At 71.7% G+C, this 16,912-nt stretch carries 14 protein-coding genes; 5 read left to right on the top strand and 9 right to left on the bottom strand.

All coding sequences use genetic code 11. From position 1 onward, the window contains the following. Positions 1-38 precede the first annotated feature (38 nt). Positions 39-989, bottom strand: coding sequence for a manganese catalase family protein (locus FS769_RS10830; RefSeq protein WP_144833314.1), 951 nt, complete (start codon positions 987-989; stop codon positions 39-41). Positions 990-1,195: 206 nt separating this feature from the next. On the opposite strand from FS769_RS10830, the gene FS769_RS10825 reads away from it, so the two are divergent. Further along, positions 1,196-2,242 carry an isopenicillin N synthase family oxygenase gene (locus FS769_RS10825; protein ID WP_144833312.1) on the top strand — a complete coding sequence of 349 codons (1,047 nt, stop codon included), beginning with the start codon at positions 1,196-1,198 and terminating at the stop codon, positions 2,240-2,242. Between the two features lie 40 nt (positions 2,243-2,282). On the opposite strand, the gene FS769_RS10820 is transcribed toward FS769_RS10825, so the two are convergent. Further along, on the bottom strand, positions 2,283-3,362 hold the full coding sequence (locus FS769_RS10820; RefSeq protein WP_144833310.1) for a VIT1/CCC1 family protein: 1,080 nt from the start codon (positions 3,360-3,362) through the stop codon (positions 2,283-2,285). Between the two features lie 363 nt (positions 3,363-3,725). Further along, complete coding sequence (locus tag FS769_RS10815) at positions 3,726-5,933, bottom strand: DEAD/DEAH box helicase family protein (RefSeq protein ID WP_396652417.1); 2,208 nt, start codon at positions 5,931-5,933, stop codon at positions 3,726-3,728. 318 nt (positions 5,934-6,251) lie between these two features. Here FS769_RS10815 and FS769_RS10810 point away from each other — a divergent pair, with 318 nt between their 5' ends. Both FS769_RS10810 and FS769_RS10805 read left to right on the top strand, forming a co-directional pair. Then, positions 6,252-7,112 carry an SGNH/GDSL hydrolase family protein gene (locus FS769_RS10810; RefSeq protein WP_144833308.1) on the top strand — a complete coding sequence of 287 codons (861 nt, stop codon included), beginning with the start codon at positions 6,252-6,254 and terminating at the stop codon, positions 7,110-7,112. Positions 7,113-7,117: 5 nt separating this feature from the next. Then, on the top strand, positions 7,118-7,780 hold the full coding sequence (locus FS769_RS10805) for a hypothetical protein (protein ID WP_144833306.1): 663 nt from the start codon (positions 7,118-7,120) through the stop codon (positions 7,778-7,780). 23 nt (positions 7,781-7,803) lie between these two features. Here the strand turns inward: FS769_RS10805 and FS769_RS10800 are convergent, their stop codons facing one another. Together FS769_RS10800 and FS769_RS10795 are read right to left on the bottom strand one after the other, a co-directional pair. After that, a complete protein-coding gene (locus FS769_RS10800) occupies positions 7,804-8,613 on the bottom strand; it encodes an RNA methyltransferase (protein WP_144833304.1) in 810 nt (269 codons plus the stop codon). A 122-nt stretch (positions 8,614-8,735) separates the two neighbouring features. Then, complete coding sequence (locus FS769_RS10795) at positions 8,736-9,938, bottom strand: amidohydrolase family protein (RefSeq protein ID WP_144833302.1); 1,203 nt, start codon at positions 9,936-9,938, stop codon at positions 8,736-8,738. A gap of 241 nt (positions 9,939-10,179) precedes the next feature. On the opposite strand from FS769_RS10795, the gene FS769_RS10790 reads away from it, so the two are divergent. Then, on the top strand, positions 10,180-11,028 hold the full coding sequence (locus tag FS769_RS10790; RefSeq protein WP_144833300.1) for a Sir2 family NAD-dependent protein deacetylase: 849 nt from the start codon (positions 10,180-10,182) through the stop codon (positions 11,026-11,028). A 125-nt stretch (positions 11,029-11,153) separates the two neighbouring features. Further along, positions 11,154-11,741 carry a histidine phosphatase family protein gene (locus FS769_RS10785; RefSeq protein WP_144833298.1) on the top strand — a complete coding sequence of 196 codons (588 nt, stop codon included), beginning with the start codon at positions 11,154-11,156 and terminating at the stop codon, positions 11,739-11,741. A 470-nt stretch (positions 11,742-12,211) separates the two neighbouring features. On the opposite strand, the gene FS769_RS10780 is transcribed toward FS769_RS10785, so the two are convergent. The 4 genes from FS769_RS10780 to FS769_RS10765 are packed head-to-tail and all read right to left on the bottom strand — an operon-like array spanning position 12,212 to position 16,912. Next, positions 12,212-13,015, bottom strand: coding sequence for a CoA ester lyase (locus FS769_RS10780; RefSeq protein WP_144833296.1), 804 nt, complete (start codon positions 13,013-13,015; stop codon positions 12,212-12,214). Continuing rightward, complete coding sequence (locus FS769_RS10775) at positions 13,012-13,479, bottom strand: MaoC family dehydratase (RefSeq protein ID WP_144784845.1); 468 nt, start codon at positions 13,477-13,479, stop codon at positions 13,012-13,014. Before FS769_RS10775 ends, FS769_RS10780 begins: the two co-directional genes overlap by 4 nt. Beyond that, a complete protein-coding gene (locus FS769_RS10770) occupies positions 13,476-14,654 on the bottom strand; it encodes an acyl-CoA dehydrogenase family protein (protein WP_144833294.1) in 1,179 nt (392 codons plus the stop codon). Before FS769_RS10770 ends, FS769_RS10775 begins: the two co-directional genes overlap by 4 nt. Next, the gene (locus FS769_RS10765) at positions 14,651-16,912 is read right to left on the bottom strand and encodes a biotin carboxylase N-terminal domain-containing protein (RefSeq protein ID WP_144833292.1); all 2,262 of its coding nucleotides are present in this window, start codon (positions 16,910-16,912) and stop codon (positions 14,651-14,653) included. Before FS769_RS10765 ends, FS769_RS10770 begins: the two co-directional genes overlap by 4 nt.

Genomic DNA, 16,912 nt, shown 5'->3' with positions numbered 1-16,912 from the left:
GGGGTTGGGCCCCTGGCGCCCGAGAGGCTCCGCTCGGCTCAGGCCATGCGCCCGAAGGTCGCGTCGATGCCGACCATCTCCATCGCGGCGGTGGCCTCGATCAGCTCACGCAGGTCGGCGTTGGCTCCGGGCGAGAACTCCTCGAGGCGTTCGGGCGAGATCGTCATCGGCGCTCCCGCGGGAGCCTGCTCGCTGGCGTCCAGCTGCGTCCCGTCGTTCGAGGGCGAGGCGCCCTGGAAGATCTTGCCGGCTTCGGACTGGTTGCCGAGGTCGAACGAGTACTGCTTGCTCTGGAGTCCCAGATCGACCAGCCGCTTGACCTCCGGGAACTGCTCGGCGTTGGTCTTCGGGATCGGCAGCGAGGTGCGCCAATTCACCCCGAGCGTCTCGAGCGCCTTGGCGTAGGCGTTCTCGTGCGCCTGATCGCGGACGATCAGGTACGAGATCGTGCCGCGCGCCATCTTGTTGTCGGTCATCTCGTAGAGGCGGCACTTCTGCAGACGGCCGGTCGATTCGAGCATCAGGTTGTACAGCAGGTCGAGGACGAGATTGCCCGAGTTGTACACGTAGCTCCCCGACCAGGGGTTGCCGACGGAGTCGACCGGAAGCGCGCCCTGCGCTCCGACCAGGTAGTGGTGGATGTTCCCGTGGTCCACGGCGATGCTCAGCGGGGTGGCTCCGCCCGCCCCGGGCTGGTCGACGGGGTCGGCGGGCGTGCCGTGGTAGCCGGGCGAACCGTCGAGAAGGCGAGAGATCGTGGTGCCGATCAACTCGACGTGGCTGATCTCCTCCGTACCGATCCCCTGGATGAGGTCCTTGTAGGCCTTTCCCGACGGACCGCGGAAGTTCATGCTTTGGAAGAGGTACTGCATCATGGTGCGCATCTCGCCGAACTGCCCGCCGAGCCCTTCTTGGAGCGCGTTCGCGGCGGCCGGATCCGGCTCGTCCTGAGCGATGTCGTTGATGAATTCCTGCAGGTGAAAGTACATGTTTCCTCCAAGGGGGTGGGTGGCCGACAGTGCGCCCGAAACGCTCCGTCGCCGAGCCCGTAGCCATGGCGGGCGTCGGCGACTACCCTGCCCGGTGGCCAGCGGCGCCATCCGCTCTCCCACCCCCACGGCATCCGGAACCCCCGTCCCCGATCCCGTGACGCTGCGGAAACACCGATGTGACATCGCGCGCTTAGCGTCGGGCCATGGCTTCTTTCCACGTGCCCACGATCGACATCTCGGCGTGGGTGGGTCCCGGTCCTGACCATGCCCGCGCGGCGGTGGTCGCGGCGGTCGACCACGCGTGCCGCACCGTGGGATTCATGCAGATCGTGGGGCACGGGGTTCCGGATGCCGTGATGCACGACCTCGAGGACGCACTGGACGAGTTCTTCGGCCTCCCGCTCGAGGCGAAGAAGGCGTACGTGCGACCGGCGGGCGAGAACCGCGGGTACAGCCCGCCCAAGAGCGAGTCGCTCAGCTACAGCCTCGGGGTGGATCCGGTGACGCGCATGAACGACTTCTTCGAGGCGTTCAACGTCGGCACGTCGTGGCAGGAGTATCCGGGCGCGTCGGTGTCGCCCGACGATTACGCGACGAACACGTGGCCCGCCGAGACGGCGCTGTTCGAGCCGGCCGTTCGCACCTACTACGACGAGGCGCGACGGGTCGCCCACACGCTCACCCGCATCTTCGCCGCGGCGTTGCGCGTGCGCGACGACTTCTTCGACGGGCTCACCGACCACTCCATCGACGTGCTGCGGATGAACAACTACGCCCTGCCGCCGGGGTCGATCGAGCTCGGCGCCGAGTTGACGGGCATGGGCGAGCACACCGACTTCGGGCTCGTGACGGTGCTGTGGGCCGACCAGGTGGCGGGCCTGCAGGTGCTCGGGCTCGACGGCTCGTGGAACGACGTCGCGCCCGCCGACGGCGCGCTGCTGGTCAACCTCGGCGACGTCGCCGCGCGACTCACCAACGACAAGTGGCTCTCGACCCTGCACCGGGTGAAGCCGCCGGTGATCGACGGCACGATCGAGCGGCGGCGTTCGGCGGCGTTCTTCCACGACGGCAACGCGGATGCCGTGGTGGGCCCCCTTCCGCACTTCGTCACCACCGAGGCTCCTGCGCTGTACGAGCCGGTCACGGTGAGCGAGCACATCGCCGCGAAGCTGGCCGGGTCGCGTGCCGGGCGCAAGAACGTCTCGGCGGTGCGCGAGGCCGCGCGGGTGACCGCGGCGAGCCGAGCCTGAGCGCGGGTGGCGCTGCCCGAGGGCAGCGCCACGCCCGGCGTCAGGCCGCGGACACCCCGAACAGCAGGCCCAGCACGTAGGTGACGGCGGCGGCGCCGAAGCCGATCGCGAGCTGGCGCAGACCCCGCTTCAGCGGCGACGCACCCGAGAGCAGGCCGACCATGGCGCCGGTGCCGAGCAACGCGATGCCGACGAGCCCCAGCGCGAGGGCGACGGCCGGGAAGCCGGCCATGCCGAAGATCCACGGCAGCACCGGGATGATCGCGCCGGACGCGAAGAACAGGAAGCTCGAAAGGGCCGCTCCCCAGGCGCTGCCGACCACGTCGTGCGAGTTCTCGCCGGGGGCGGCGGCGACCGGCGCCGAGCCCGCCTGCGCGGCGGTGACGACCTCGCGGGCCTTGTCGAACGCGGCATCCGGATCCATCCCGCGCGTGCGGTAGACCAGGGCGAGCTCGTTGGCGTCGAGGTCGAGGTGGGGCAGGGCCGAGTCGGCGAAGTCGCTCTCTTCGGTGGCCTCGAGCAGTTCGCGCTGCGAGCGCACCGAGACGAACTCCCCCGCGCCCATCGACAGGGCGCCGGCGAGCAGACCGGCGATTCCGCTGAAGAGCACGAAGCTCGGCGCGACGCCGGTCGCCCCGACACCCATCACGAGGGCGAGGTTCGAGACGAGTCCGTCGTTGGCGCCGAACACGGCGGCGCGGAAGGTTCCCGACAGTCGGCGGCGGCCGCGCGCGGCGAGTCCGCGGACGACCTCGTGGTGCACGCGCTCGTCGGCGGCCATCGCGGCCGTGGCGTAGGGCTCGTCGGCATAGGGCGAGCGCGCTTCGGCGTTCTGCGCGAGGGCGAGCACGAAGATCGAGCCGAACCGGCGGGCCATCCAGGAGAGCAGGCGTGTTCCGATGCCGGGCGACGGCAGGCGCTTCGGCGTCTCGCCGAGGAGGTCGATCCAGTGCTGCTCGTGTCGGCCTTCGGCTTCGGCGAGCTCGAGCAGGATGTCGCGCTCCTCGCCGGTGCGGCGCGACGCGAGCTCGCGGTACACGCGCGCTTCGGCGCGTTCGTCGACGAGATAGCGCGCCCAGCGGCGGCGATCGCGGGCGGTGGGTGTGGCGAGGTTCGTCACGGGGCTCCTTCAGGTCGTCCCCCACCGTAATGAGGGCGATCCGGGCCCCCGGGCGCGTCGGTCGATACTGACAGCATTTCGGCTCCCCGAAGCCCGGAAAGACGCGGATGCCGAGGGGCCCATGCCAGCATTTCGGGGTCGCGAAAAGCGGGGTCGCGGGGCCGAGGTCGGGTAACGCGGCCGGCGGCGAGGCGCATCGCTCGGGCAACGGCGTCGGGCCCTTTGTGGCCTTGAAACTGCATTTCGCTGACGAGTCGGTTGCAGCCTGTCACCGGAATGTCAGCGAGATGCAGTTTCGCGACGCGGAGCGCGCGGGTGGCCCACGCCGACCCGCAGCCCGGACGAGACCGCAACCCGCCCGGATCAGGAGTGCACGCGCCGGCGCAGCACGTCGATGCGCGCCTGCAGCTGAGCGACGGTGGCGTGCGAGACGGCGGGGCCTCCGCAGATCCGGCGGAGCTCGGCGTGCACGAGGCCGTGCGGTTCGCCGGTCTGGCGGGCGTACAGCCCGACCATGGTGTTGAGCAGCTGACGCTGCTCCTTGAGCGTGCGGTGGAGAGGGGCGGGGAGCCCGCCGTCGTCGACCGAGGCCGGCTCGACACCGCTCTCCTTCTCGGTCGCCTCGCGGGTCGAGCGGTGGCGCGACTGCCGCGTCGCGCGCGACATGAGCACCTCGTGCACCTGCTCGGGCTCGAGAAGGCCCGGGATGCCGAGGAACTCCTCCTCCTCGATGGTTCCCGGGACCGCGAGCTGCCCGAACTCCTGCCCGTCGAACAGCACGCGGTCGAAGTGCGCGAGCGAGCCGAGCGCCTGGTACTCGAATTCCTGCTCGAGCGCGTCGGAGGCTTTGTCCTCGCGCTCGGCGGCATCCATCATGTCTTCTTCGGCGTTCCACTGGTCTTCCGCGTCGCTGTCGCGGTCGAGGGCGTGGTCGCGCTGCGCCTCCATCTCGCCGGCGAGGGCGAGCAGTTGCGGGACGTTCGGCAGAAAGACACTCGCGGTCTCACCGCGACGACGGGCACGCACGAAGCGGCCGATCGCCTGCGCGAAGAACAGCGGGGTCGAGGCGCTCGTGGCGTATACGCCGACGGCGAGGCGCGGCACGTCGACGCCCTCCGACACCATGCGCACGGCGACCATCCAGCGCGTCGTCCCCTTCGAGAACGTCTCGATGCGTCCCGAGGCCTCCGCCTCGTCGGAGAGCACGACGGTGACCTTCTCGCCGCTGATGTCTTCGAGGATGGCGGCGTAGGCGCGCGCGGCGGTCTGATCCGTCGCGATGACCAGGCCACCGGCATCCGGAACCGTCTCGCGCACCTCAGTGAGGCGGCGATCGGCGGAACGGAGCACCGCGGGGATCCAGTCGCCGTTGGGGTCGAGCGCGGTGCGCCAAGCCTGCGAGGTGATGTCCTTGGTGTTGTCCTGGCCGAGCTGGGCCTCCATCTCCTCGCCCGCCTTGGTGCGCCAGCGCATCTGCCCGGCGTAGACGAGGAAGAAGACGGGGCGCACGACGCCGTCGTCGAGGGCGCGGCGATAGCCGTAGGCGTAGTCGGTGCGCGAGAGGCGGATGCCCTTCGAGTTCGGGTGGTACTCCACGAACGGGATCGGCGCGGTGTCGCTGCGGAACGGGGTTCCCGACAGCAGCAGGCGACGCGTGGCGCGGTTGTAGGCCTCGCGGAGGGCGTCTCCCCAGCTGAGGGCGTCACCGCCGTGGTGCACCTCGTCGAGGATCACGAGAGTCCGGGCATCCATCGTCAGGCGCTGGTGCACCTCGGCCTTCACCGCGACCTGCGCGTAGGTCACCGCGACGCCGTGGTACTGCCGCGAGGGTGTGGCGTGCCGGTTGGAGAAGAAGGGATCGAGACGGATGCCGACGCGTGCCGCCGCTTCCGCCCACTGGGTCTTCAAGTGTTCGGTGGGAGCGACGACGACGATGCGGTCGATCACGCGACGACGCATGAGCTCGGAGGCGAGGCGAAGGGCGAATGTCGTCTTACCGGCCCCGGGGGTGGCCGCCGCGAGGAAGTCGCGGGGACCCTTGCCGACGCCGTCGGGCCCGTCGGAGCCGAAGTATTGATCCAGCGCTTCGGCCTGCCATGCGCGCAAGCGCTGCGCGGTTCCCCACGGGGCGCGCTGCGGGAACGACGGAGACAGGTGCTCTGCGGCGAACGAACCGAAATGCGGCTCGGTGCCGTCGAGCGATCCATCGATCTGCGGGTCGGCGATCGCCCCGGGCGCGGGGTCGGCGGCGACGGGTGCGGTGGCGTGCGCCGGGTCGACGGGGGCGTCGGGGGATGTGGGGGCTTCGGGGGCGGATGCCGGGGACGCGGCATCCGGAGTCGTTCTAGGAGGCGCGGGGGCGCCGAGGGTGGCCGGAGCGGGGATTGCGACCGGGCCCGGGCTGGCGATCGGGCCGGGGGTTGCGACGGGGCCAGGACTTGCGACCGGACCGGGACTCGCGACCGGACCGGGACTCGCGACCGGGCCGGGAGAGGCGATGCGGGGAGTCGCCGTTTCGGCGGCGGGGCTCGTGTGCGGGAGGGCCGAGGTGCGGGCTTCTTCTTCCAGCATCGAACCTCCATCCTTCGCGAGCGCGAACATCCACGATAGGTCACTCCCGCGCTCCCCGTCGCGGGGCGCGGATGGCGGCCCGCCGCCTGTGCGTCGGTCGGAGGTCGCCGGGCGGGCAGAACGCAGGAGTTGAGGCATCCGCCCCGTGTCGTGGCCAGTTTCTCTGCATGGCCGGGTCGGGCGCGTCGGAAACTCCTGCGTTGTGGACGTCGGCGCGGGCGGCGGGCGGCGCCGGGGCGGGCCGACGGGGCGCCCGGGGCACGCACCGCTCGCTCGCAGTGTCGGAGGCCGGGGGTACCGTGGAAGGCGGAGGTTTCGATGACACTCGATCCGCACTCGCCCCGCACCTCGCCCACGCCCGACAATCCCGGCCCCCACCCGTGGCGCCGCTTCGTCGCCCTGGGCGACTCGTTCACCGAGGGCATCGGCGATCCGCTGCCCGACGGCGGCCATCGCGGCTGGGCTGATCGCGTCGCCGAGGTGCTCGGCGCGCAGGTCGACGACTTCGCCTACGCCAACCTTGCCGTGCGCGGGAAGCTCATCGCGCAGATCGTGGCCGACCAGATCGAGCCCGCACTCGCGCTCAAGCCCGACCTCATCACCATCTCGGCGGGCGGGAACGACGTCATCCGGCCGGGCAGCGATCCCGACGCGGTATCGCGGCAGTTCGAAGACGCCGTCGCGCGCCTCAGCACCAGCGGGGCGACCGTCGTCGTGTTCACCGCGATCGACACGGAGTTCACGCCGGTGTTCCGCGGCATCCGGGGCAAGGTCGCGATCTACAACGAGAACATCCGCTCGATCGCCGACCGTTACGACTGCGTCGTCGCCGACCAATGGGGTCTGAAAGAGGTGCAGGACATGCGCTTCTTCGACGACGACCGCCTGCACTACAACTCCCTCGGTCACCACGAGGTCGCCCGCATGGTGTTGCGAGCGCTCAACGTGCCGAACGACCTCGAGCCGATGAAGGCCGAGACCATGGCCATCACCACCTGGCGCGCCGCCCGCGAGAAAGACTTCGTGTGGGCGCGCGAATACCTCGTGCCGTGGGTGCTGCGGCGCCTGCGTCACCAGTCGTCGGGCGATCACATCCGGGCCAAGCGACCCGAGCCGCTCCCGATCGTGACTCTCGCCCCGGGTCCGGATGCCGCGGGCCCCCGCGAGACGCAGGTCTGACCCCCGTGCGCACTCTTCCCGACGCGGTGGGCGCTCTCCTGCAAGCGGCTGATGCCGACACGCTGCTGCGCGACGCCGACGCGCTCGCCGAGGCTCTCGCCGACGCCGGCTGGGCTCCGGAGGTCGAGAGCGGTCGCTTCAGCGCCGAGGGGTGGGACGTCGTGTCGTCGGCCTGGCCGCCGAACCTGTCGGTGTTCCGCGACGGCGACCTGCTCGATGTGCGTCGAGACGCCCTCGCGATCGCCGCGACGCTGCACGCCGAGCCGCAGCGGTGGGCCTTCGAGACCGAGGGCCCCGACTGGTCGGGCTGGACCACCGACGACCCGCGGTGGGACGACGACCAGATCGACTGGCTTCTCTGGCACGGGCAGGGCGTCGTCGTCGAGCTGTTCACCGCGCCCGCGGTTGCGGGTGAGGTGCCCGCGCACCTGCACCTCGCGATCGAGCGTGCCGACTCCCCGCCCGAGGGGCTGCCGCGAGACGATGCGCGCGACCTCCGCGTGGCATCCGAGGGGAGCATCGTCGAGCGGTGGTTCCTCGTGGGTGAGAGCGACCTGCCCGACGAACTGCTCGCCACGCTCGAGGCCGACCCCGATCAGCGCGTCAGCGCAGCCGCGGCGTCGGAGCGCCGGATGCGCGACGGCGGGTTCGACGACCCGACCGGCTGAGCCGCTCTAGGCGGGTCTCCGTCTCAGACCCGCCGCCCCCGCCCGAGCTCCCACAGCGCCACCGCGCTGGCAGCTGCGACGTTGAGCGAGTCCACTCCCCCGGCCATCGGGATCGTCACGACGGTGTCGGCCGCGGCGAGCGCGTGACGGCTGAGTCCGTCTCCCTCGGATCCCATCAGCAGGGCGACGCGTTCGTGCCCGGCGGCCGAGAAGGCGTCGAGGGTGACGGCGTCGTCCGACAGGGCGAGGGCCGCGAGGTGGAATCCGGCGTCGTGCAGAAGGGGCGCGGCATCCGACCATTCGGGCAGGCGCGTCCACGGCACCTGGAAGACGGTGCCCATGCTCACGCGGACGCTCCGCCGGTAGAGCGGGTCGGCGCAGCGCGGCGTGACGAGCACCGCGTCGGCGCCGAGGGCGGCTGCGGAGCGGAACGCCGCACCGATGTTGGTGTGGTCGACGATGTCTTCGAGCACGACGACGAGCCGCGCGTCGCGCACGATCTCTTCGACGGATGCCAGCGCGGGGCGATGCATCGAGGCGAGGAGCCCGCGGTGCACGGTGTACCCGGTCACCTGCTCGGCGATCTCGGCCGCGACCACGTAGACCTCGGCGTCGTCGCCGACCAGGGCGAGCGCGTCGGCGAGGAACTTCTGTTGCACGAGCACCGATCGCGGGCGGTGCCCGGCACGCAGCGCGCGGTCGAGCACCTTGGCGGACTCGGCGATGTACAGCCCACCCGCAGGCTCGCTCACCCGGCGCAGCGAGACGTCGGTGAGGTCGCGGTAGTCGGCGAGGCGCGGGTCGTCGGCGGAGTCGAGCGGGATCACGGGCATTCCCCCATCCTCCCAGCACGCCCCGCTCGCCCCGCTCGCACGTTGAGTGTCCACAACACCCCGCCCCGTCCGTTGCATACGGCGTGTCGTGGACCCTCAACGGGGGGGGGACGCGCCGCGCGTCACGCGACGTGCAGCGCGCGGCCTCCCGCGATCACCAGGGCCCGCTCGGGTTGGCGCACGAGAGCGTCCATGGGGTTCTCGGCATCCACCAGCACGATGTCGGCGCGAGCGCCCTCGACGAGGTCGTGCACGTCGCGGCCGACCGCCCACGCTCCCGCGCTCGTGGCCAGCTTCACCACGCGCAGCAGGTCGTCGTCGCGCACGAGTCCCCCGGCGCGGGCGTACTGCCAGGCGATGCCGAGCGTGTCTCCGGTGCCGTAGGGGCTCCACAGATCGCGGATGCCGTCGGTGCCGAGCCCCAGCGCGACTCCGGCCGCGTCGAGTTCGGCGAGGGGCAGCTGCGTGTTGCGCAACGGCGCGACGGTGGTCATGCTGACTCCCGCCTCACCCATCGCCGCGAGGAGGTCGCGACGGCGGGCGGGCGCGAGGTCGGCGACGGCGAATCCGTGCGCGATGTTCACGCGTCCGCCGAGTCCGTGCCGCTGAGTGCGTTCGATGAGGAGCTCGATCTGGAACGCCCCGAGCTCGGCGGGGTCGTGCAGGTGGATGTCGATGCCGACGCCCGTGTCGGCGGCGAGCGCGACGAGGGCGTCGATCTGGCCCACGGGGTCGCGGTCGATCGTGGCGGGGTCGAGCCCGCCCACCCAGTTGACGCCGTCTCGCCCCGCGGCCTCTCGCAGCAGGTCGAGCACACCCGGGCGGCGCAAAATCCCGTCTTGGGGGAACGCGACGATCTGCACGTCGAGGGCGCCCTCGTATCGCGCGACCGCCTGTTCGACCGCCTCGATGCCGCGCAGGCCCACGCCGAGGTCGACGTCGACGTGCGAGCGGATCGCCGTGGTGCCGTGACGCACGAGTTCGCGCAGCACGACGGCCGAGCGTTCGATCGACGGGATGCCGAGGGCATCGCGCTGAGCGCGCTCGTGGCGGATGCGCCCGTCGGTGCCGCCCTCTCCCCCGTACGACTGCCACGGCAGGCCCCACCACGACTTGTCGAGGTGCGCGTGCGCGTTCACGATGCCCGGGAGGGCGAGGAGCCCCCGCCCGTCGAACTCGCGCACACCGATCGGATCGATGGCCGCGGGCCGGATGGCGGTCATGCGACCGTCGGCGATGTCGATGTCGACGGCATCCGCTCCCCACGGCCGCACGCGGCGGAGACAGGTGACATCGAGCATGGCCGGAGGCGACAGGGGGGTCATGGCCCCAGTATCCGTGGGCGAGCGCGCGGCTCGAGGGTGCCGCGCTCGACGAGCGATGATCCGGATGCCACGACCGGGGAACCACACCGACCCCTCGCCGCGCGGGTCCGGGTCTGCGGCTCGGGGGTGCCGCGCTCGACGAGCGATGATCCGGATGCCACGACCGGGGAACCACACCGACCCCTCGCCGCGCGAGCCGGGGTCGACGGCCCGCCATAGACTCGATACGACGGAGGTGCGCATGACCGACACGGTGCAGGATGCCGAGTTCTCGGCATCCGTCGATCGTGCCGTCGAGGTTCTGGCCGGCCGTCGCGTGGCCGTGCTGACGGGCGCGGGGGTGTCGACCGATTCGGGGATCCCCGACTATCGCGGCAAGGGTGCTCCCACGCGCACGCCGATGACGGCGCAGCAGTTCCTCTCGAACGCCGATGCGCGTCGTCGGTACTGGGTGGGCAGCCACCTCGGCTGGAAGGTGTTCGCCGCCGCCGAGCCGAACGACGGCCATCGCGCGCTCGCCGCGCTCGAGACGGCGGGTGTCGCCAACGGCGTGATCACGCAGAACGTCGACGGACTTCACGTGCGCGCCGGCAGCGGACGCGTCGTCGAGCTGCACGGCACGATGCGCCGCGTCGGGTGCCTGCAGTGCGGGCAGGTATTCGACCGCCGCGATCTGGCCGAACGCGTCGAGGCCGACAACCCCTGGATCTCCCTCCCCGAGAACGTCGAGCTCGGCCCCGACGGCGATGTCACCCCGGCGAGCGCCGACGGCTTCGTCGTTCCCGTGTGCTCGGTGTGCGGGGGCACTCTCAAGCCCGACGTCGTGTTCTTCGGCGAGTACATCCCGGTCGAGAAGTTCCGCGAGGCCGAGCAGCTGGTGCACGCCAGCGACGCGCTCGTCGTGGCGGGGTCGTCGCTGGTGGTCAACTCCGGTATCCGGCTCGTCGAGCGGGCACGGCGCAAGCGTCTTCCGGTCGTGATCGTCAACCGTGGAGCCACGCGCGCCGATCAGCGCGCGGCCGTGAAGATCGACGGCGGCACGAGCGACGTGCTGAAGGCCTTCGCCGAGCGGCTGCCCGGACTGCTCTGACTCCGGCGACGTCCGCGGCGGCACGAGCGACGTGCTGAAGGCCTTCGCCGAGCGGCTGCCCGGACTGCTCTGACGGCCCGACGCCTCTCGGCATCCGGTCATCCCGCGCCGGTTAGGCTCGAACCGTGACGATTCTGACTCTGGTGCGGCATGGCGAGACGGCGTGGAACTACGAGGGGCGCATCCAGGGGTCGACCGACATCCCCCTGAACGACACGGGTCGTCTGCAGGCCCGTGGCATCGCCGACACCCTCGCCGCGGAGTACGCCGGCCGTGAGGTCGTCGTCGTCTCGAGCGACCTGGGCCGTGCCGCCGAGACGGCCGACATCATCGCCGCCGCCCTCGGCACCGAGGTCTCGCACCGCTTCCCCGGCCTGCAGGAGCGCTCCTACGGCGAGGCCGAGGGCATGGACGCGCCCACCTTCTACGACACCTACGGCCCGTGGCACGCGGCCGATGTGCCCGGCGCCGAGACCTGGCCGGTCGTGCGCGAGCGTGCGCTGGCCGCGCTCGCCGAGGCCGTGGCATCCGCCCCCGACGGCGTCGACGTGATCGCCGTCGCGCACGGGGCGCTCATCCGCGAGGTCATCATGTTCGCCACCGACGGAGAGTTCCCCCGCGAGGGCGAGCGCCTGCCGAACTGCTCGGCGACGACGTTCCGCCTCGATGGCGACCGTTGGGAGATGCTGGCCTACGCCGGCGTCGCGAGCTGACCCGAGCCCAGGTCCCTGAGCCTGTCGAAGGGACCGGCACCCGCGGACACCCAGGACCCCAGGTCCCTGAGCCTGTCGAAGGGACCGGAACGCGCAGACCCAGGACCCCAGGTCCCTGAGCCTGTCGAGAGGACCGGAACGCGCAGACCCAGGACCCCAGGTCCCTGAGCCTGTCGAAGGGACCGGAGACCGCGGACACCCGGAACCCGCAGACACCCGGTGGCTTCGACAAGCTCAGCCACCTCCCACGCGCGAACCCCGGTCGCTGACCCCGGTGGCTTCGACACGCTCAGCCACCTCACTCGCGCGAACCCGATCGCTGACCCCGGCGGCTTCGACACGCTCAGCCACCACCCACGCGCGAAACCCGGTCGCTGAGCCCGGTGGCTTCGACACGCTCAGCCACCACCCACGCGCGAACCCCGATCGCTGACCCCGGCGGCTTCGACACGCTCAGCCACCTCACCCGCTCACCCCGCCCGTGCGATAAGCGAGCGGGCGTGGCGCAGGATCGGCTCGTCGATCATGCGCCCCCCGTGGCGGAACACTCCCCGCTCCCCCTCGGCCGCCGCGAGCACTCCGCGCGCCCACTCGACCTGCTCGGGGGGTGGGGCGTACGCCTCGCGGATCGTCGCGACCTGCCCGGGGTGGATGCACGCGGTGGCCGTGAATCCGGATGCCACGGCATCCCGCGCCTCGTCCGAGAGTCCGTCCAGGTCGGCGATGTCGACGTGCACGGCGTCGATCGCCCTCTTGCCGAACGCCCCGGCGGCGAGCAGCACCCGGGCCCGCGCGAGTCGAGCGATGTCGCGGTACAAGCCGTCGTCGTGGCGGCTCGAGGTTCCGCCGACGCTCGCCACGAGGTCTTCGGCACCCCACATGAGGGCAACGACCTGCGGGAGCGCGGCGATCTGCTCGGCGGCGACCACTCCGCGCGCCGTCTCGCACAGGGCGATGACTTCGTACCCCTCGAGAGGGGCGAGGGATGCCGGGTCCTCGGCCTTCGCGACCATCACGCGCCGCACGCGCGTCCGCGCGAGGGCGTTGAGGTCGAGCGCGAAGTCGGGCGTCTCGGGTCCGTTGACCCGCACGATCACGCGGTCGGGGTCGGGATCGGCGGCGATCAGCTGCGCGCGGGCGTCGGCCTTGGCATCCGGGGCCACGGCGTCTTCGAGGTCGAGGATCGCGGCATCCGCCCTCTCGAGCGCCTTCGACAGCCGCTCCGGGCGGTCGCCGGGCACGAACAGGAGTGCGGGCCCGAGCGCGAAACTCACGCCGCCGCCTCCTGCGCCCACACCAGCACCGTGCGGGTCGCGGTGGCGACCACCTCGTCGTTCTGCGAGCGTCCGGTGTGCTCCATCACGACGATCCCCTGTCCGGGGCGCGACGCCGACGGCCGCACCGAGACGATCTCGGTCTCGGCGATCAGGGTGTCGCCGACGAACAGCGGGGCCGGGAAGCTCACGTCGGTCAGCCCGAGCTGCGCGACGAGCGTGCCCTGGGTGAGCTGTCCCACCGACAGGCCCACGAGGGTCGACAGCGTCCACATCGAATTCACCAGCGGACGCCCGAACGGCTGGGTCGCCGCGTACGCCGCATCGAGGTGCAGCGCCTGCGGATTCATCGTCAGGGTCGTGAACACCACGTTGTCGGCATCCGTCACCGTCCGCCCGGGCCGGTGCGCGTACCTCTCACCGACGACGAACTCCTCCAGATACAGGCCGCGCTGCTCGATCATGCCGCCACGGTACCCGTGAGCCCCAGCGCACGCGAGATCACCATGAGCTGCACCTCGGTCGTTCCCTCGCCGATCTCGAGGATCTTGGAGTCGCGGTAGTGGCGCGCCACGGAATACTCGTTGATGAACCCGTTGCCACCGAACACCTGTGTCGCATCCCGCGCGTTCGCCATGGCGGCATCGCTCGCGGTCATCTTGGCGACGGCGGCGTCGACGGTGAACGGCTTTCCGGCGTCGCACAGGCGCGCGGCGTGCACCCACGCGAGGCGGGCGGTGTGCACGCGGGCGTGCATGCGCGCGAGCAGGAACTGCATGTTCTGGCGCGTCGACAGGCGCTCGCCGAAGACGGTGCGGCTGCGGGCGTAGTCGACGGCGGCTTCGAGGCAGCCCTCGGCGGCTCCGGTGGCGAGCGCGGCGATCGCGACGCGGCCCTCGTCGAGCGTGCGGAGGAAGTTCTTGAACCCGTGCCCGCGCTCACCGAGCAGGTTCGCCTCGGGAACCCGCACGCCGTCGAAGGTGAGCGGATGCGTGTCCGAGGCGTTCCAGCCGACCTTGTCGTACGCGGGACCCACGGTGAAGCCCGGCGTGCCGTTGGGCACGATGATCGTCGAGATCTCGGGGCGGCCCGCATCGGTGCGCCCGGTGACAGCGGTGACGGTCACGAAGCGGGTGATGTCGGTGCCGGAGTTGGTGATGAACTGCTTCGTCCCATCGATCACCCATTCACCGCCCTCGAGCCGCGCAGTCGTGCGGGTGGCGCCGGCGTCGCTGCCGGCCTCCGCCTCGGTGAGTCCGAATCCGGCGAGCGCGCGACCGGCGACGAGGTCGGGCAGGTACTCCGCCTTCTGCGCGTCGGTGCCGTAGCGGTAGATCGGCATGGCACCCAGGCCGACTCCGGCTTCGAGGGTGATGGCCATCGACTGGTCGACGCGCGCGACGCCCTCGATCGCGACGCACAGGCTCGCGTAGTCGCCGCCCTGTCCGCCGACCTCCTCGGGGAACGGCAGGCCGAAGAGCCCCAGGTCGCCCATCTGCTCGACCAGGTCGAGGGGCAGCATGTGGGCGCGGTCGGCTTCGTACGAGCGCGGCGCGATCACCTCGTCGGCGAACTCGCGCACCATCGCGCTCAGTTCGCGCTCGTCGTCGGTGAAGGCCTGCTGGCTGTCGATGCTCACGAGAGGGACTCCTTGTGGGAAGGGATGGGGGCGGATGCCGGGATGCCGGCGGAATCGTGCGGTTCGGGGTGGGAGGAGGGAAAGGTGACTGAGACGGCACTGCGGGTCCCGGGCCCTTCGACAAGCTCAGGGACCTCGGTAGCGGCGGTGGCTGAGCCTGTCGAAGCCTCCGGCGCGAGAGCACTGCGGGTCCCGGACCCCTCGACAAGCTCAGGGACCTCGGTAGCGGCGGTGGCTGAGCCTGTCGAAGCCCCCGGCGCGAGAGCACTGCGGGTCCCGGGCCCTTCGACAAGCTCAGGGACCTCGGGAGCGGCGGTGGCTGAGCCTGTCGAAGCCCCCGGCGCGAGAGCACTGAGGGTCCCGGGCCCTTCGACAAGCTCAGGGACCGGCGTTACGGGCGTCACCGTCGCGACAACCGCGTCTCGCGCGACCTGCGCGCCGGCCGCCGTGCGCAGGCGCACCGTCCCCGCGTGCGGGCTCACGACCGTGTGCTCCATCTTCATCGCCTCGATCGTGACGAGGCGGGCGCCCGCGTCGACGGCGTCTCCGTCGGCGACGTGCACGGCGACCACGGTGCCGGGGAGCGGAGCGACGAGGTCGGGGTCGACGGCCCCGGGCGCGCGGCCCGCGGCGACGCGGCGACGCTCCGTGGCATCTCGCCGCGACACCACTCGCAACCGGTGCGCTCCCCCGTCGGCGTGCACCCAGTACTCGACCGGTCCGCCCGTCACGACCGCCTCTCCAGCGGTACCCGGCGCGACAGCGTGCACCTGCCCGGCGTCGTCTTCCAGCGACACCGTGCGCGCAGCCACCGCTCCGCCGGCACGCCAGGCCCCCACGCGTCCCCAGACCGAGCCGTCAGCCGGGTTCCCGGCATCCGCGACTCTCTGCGCCACGGCGGCGAGCGCGGCCGGCGACGGTTCCGGAGCCACCGGGGTCCCGCGCCGATCGAGCAGCCCCGTGTCGAGGTCACCCGCGCGCACGGCGGGATCGGCGAGCAGAGCCCGCAGATCCGCGATGTTCGTGTCGACGCCGAGCACGATCGTGTCGGCGAGGGCGGCGTCGAGTCGCGCGAGGGCGGTCTCGCGGTCGGGTCCGTGCGCGATGACCTTGGCGATCATCGGGTCGTACAACGAGCTGATCACACTGCCCGTCTCGACGGCGCTGTCGACGCGGGCGGATCCCGGATGCCACAGGCCCACGGTCCCGGTCGCGGGGAGGTATCCGCGGGCCGGGGTCTCGGCGTACACGCGTGCCTCGATCGCGTGTCCGTCGAGGCGGATCTCGCCGAGCTCGAGCGCGAAGCCCGCCGCGACCCGCAGCTGCTGCTCGACGAGGTCGATGCCGGTGACCATCTCGGTCACGGGGTGCTCGACCTGCAGGCGCGTGTTCATCTCGATGAAGAACGGCTCGTCGAGCCGGTCGCCCGCGACGAGGAACTCCACGGTGCCCGCGCCGAGGTAACCGACGCTGCGGGCGGCGGCGACGGCGGCCTCGCCCAGGCGGGCGCGCGTCGCGGCATCCACGACGGGTGAGGGAGCCTCTTCGATCACCTTCTGGTGCCGCCGCTGCAGGGTGCACTCGCGCTCGCCGAGCGAGAGGGCCGTGCCGTGCGCGTCGGCGAGCACCTGCACCTCGATGTGGCGCGGGCGCTCCAACAGCCGCTCGAGCAGCAGGGTGTCGTCGCCGAAGGCCGCGGCGGCGACCCGTCGCGCGGTCGCGAGGGCGTCGGCGAGGTCATCGGGCCCGGTGGCGACGGTCATGCCCTTGCCGCCCCCGCCGGCGGAGGGCTTCACGAGCAGGGGGTATCCGGCGCGATCGGCTTCGGCGGCGATCTCGGCGTCGGAGAGACCGGTCGCCGAGAACCCCGGCACCGTCGGCACGTCGTGGGCCGCGACGTGCTCCTTGGCGCGGATCTTGTCGCCCATCACCTCGAGCGCCTCGACTCCGGGGCCGACGAAGACGATCCCCGCCGCGGCGCACGCGCGGGCGAAGCCGGCGTTCTCGCTGAGGAAGCCGTAGCCCGGGTGCACGGCATCCGCCCCGGACGACACCGCGGCGGCGACCACCGCGTCGACGTCGAGGTACGAGGGCACGCGCACAGCGTGGTCGGCTTCGCGGGTGTGGGGCGCGTCGGCATCCGCGTCGGTGAAGACGGCGACCGAACGGATGCCGAGACGCCGCAGCGTCCGGAACACCCGGCGCGCGATCTCGCCGCGGTTGGCGACGAGAACGGTGGAGAAGGGGCGAATGGTCAT

It is taken from the genome of Microbacterium sp. BH-3-3-3 (genome assembly GCF_007679045.1).
Lineage (GTDB): Bacteria > Actinomycetota > Actinomycetes > Actinomycetales > Microbacteriaceae > Microbacterium > Microbacterium algihabitans.
Note: the sequence above shows the minus strand (reverse complement) of the source record. Positions and strands in the feature narration are given on the sequence as shown.

Excerpts from the sequence above, each read along its gene's own strand:
- FS769_RS10800 (WP_144833304.1), bottom strand. The coding sequence starts at position 8,613 with ATGCCCGTGATCCCGCTCGACTCCGCCGACGACCCGCGCCTCGCCGAC.
- FS769_RS10795 (WP_144833302.1), bottom strand. The coding sequence starts at position 9,938 with ATGACCCCCCTGTCGCCTCCGGCCATGCTCGATGTCACCTGTCTCCGC.
- FS769_RS10775 (WP_144784845.1), bottom strand. The coding sequence starts at position 13,479 with ATGATCGAGCAGCGCGGCCTGTATCTGGAGGAGTTCGTCGTCGGTGAG.
- FS769_RS10790 (WP_144833300.1), top strand. The coding sequence starts at position 10,180 with ATGACCGACACGGTGCAGGATGCCGAGTTCTCGGCATCCGTCGATCGT.
- FS769_RS10825 (WP_144833312.1), top strand. The coding sequence starts at position 1,196 with ATGGCTTCTTTCCACGTGCCCACGATCGACATCTCGGCGTGGGTGGGT.
- FS769_RS10765 (WP_144833292.1), bottom strand. The coding sequence starts at position 16,912 with ATGACCATTCGCCCCTTCTCCACCGTTCTCGTCGCCAACCGCGGCGAG.
- FS769_RS10810 (WP_144833308.1), top strand. The coding sequence starts at position 6,252 with ATGACACTCGATCCGCACTCGCCCCGCACCTCGCCCACGCCCGACAAT.
- FS769_RS10830 (WP_144833314.1), bottom strand. The coding sequence starts at position 989 with ATGTACTTTCACCTGCAGGAATTCATCAACGACATCGCTCAGGACGAG.
- FS769_RS10815 (WP_396652417.1), bottom strand. The coding sequence starts at position 5,933 with ATGCTGGAAGAAGAAGCCCGCACCTCGGCCCTCCCGCACACGAGCCCC.